The 1,105-nt window shown below is 40.1% G+C and carries 1 protein-coding gene; it reads right to left on the bottom strand.

Annotated features, from left to right (window positions below; translation table 11 throughout):
• Positions 1 to 123: 123 nt before the first annotated feature.
• Positions 124 to 873 carry a hypothetical protein gene (locus ACHUFQ_RS16960; RefSeq protein WP_394177033.1) on the bottom strand — a complete coding sequence of 250 codons (750 nt, stop codon included), beginning with the start codon at positions 871 to 873 and terminating at the stop codon, positions 124 to 126.
• Between the last annotated feature and the right edge of the window lie 232 nt (positions 874 to 1,105).

The raw sequence follows: 1,105 nt of genomic DNA, 5'->3' as shown, positions 1-1,105 counted from the left end.
CCCATCAATTTGATGGGGCTATTGTCGTACGATCCTTTTACCTGTCAACCGATCGATTGCTTATCTGATCGGTGTTAAGCGTTAGCTGGCTTTTTTATGGGTTAGTTATCATGATAAATTTGTTTATGGATTATTCTGAGCCCAGGCTTCTTGCTTAGCTCCACCTGCGATAGCAGCTTTTACTGCGGCTTCCTCACTTAGGCCTGCTTGAACCGCTTTATCTACCACTAATCTCGCATCGACTTTTTCTGAAGAGGATATTGCGATCTCGACCACTTCTTCAGAGTTTTCCGGGAAATTTGAAAATGCATTATTCAAAAGCGACATGAACATATCTGGCAGTTCTTCAAATGCCATGGTCATAATCAACTCAAATGCATCAGGGTTTTCTTTGGCAGCACTATTAATAATGCTATCGGCCATAATTGGTTTGGTGGTTATCGCGACTCGCACAATCTGATCTAATTCATTCGGTCGTAACTTGGCCGCAGTTTTTACGATATCACTGGCATAACCAGGCTCAGCATTAATCGCCGCCGTTATAATGTCGTCACATGCAGCGACTTCATAAGCCAGTGCCATAGATACAACATCATTGCTTGAATGAGGGTTCGTTGACAATGCGCCATGAATTATCTGTTTATACTGCTGTGGATAATTTTTAAAACTGTAATCAAGTATAAAGGCTTCGTGGTGGGGGTAATGTTTTATCAGGCTACTAACACTGCGTTTCATCGAGTTAGTACTGGATAGTTGAGCCTCAAACAGATTTTGAAGTAACAGCTCTTGCTTGCCGGCCTCATTAGCAAAGCTAACAATGCCAAGCGCCAAGTTACTGCATATTAGTAAAACTAAGCAAAATAGGCGTTTCATAGATATATGTTCTTTTAGGTCAATACTTCATACTATGCCCCTCCTATCTAACTACAAGGACAATTAATAATCAACATAAAATCCCTTTTGTTTAATTATTGTCCACTTATGCAAATAAATGAAATAATTTCAAAAAAAGAGTTGACGTCATCGGCAAAATCTCTAAAATGCGCATCCACTTCCACGGGACATCCCAACGAAGTGTTTTGATACGATAACCACAAGGGTTTAA

Origin of the sequence: Thalassotalea litorea, from assembly GCF_043642205.1 — a bacterium.
Taxonomy (GTDB): Bacteria; Pseudomonadota; Gammaproteobacteria; order Enterobacterales; family Alteromonadaceae; genus Thalassotalea_A; species Thalassotalea_A litorea.
Note: the sequence above shows the minus strand (reverse complement) of the source record. Positions and strands in the feature narration are given on the sequence as shown.

Bases quoted from the DNA above. Each gene is read 5' to 3' on its own strand.
- ACHUFQ_RS16960 (WP_394177033.1), bottom strand. From the start codon at position 873: ATGAAACGCCTATTTTGCTTAGTTTTACTAATATGCAGTAACTTGGCG.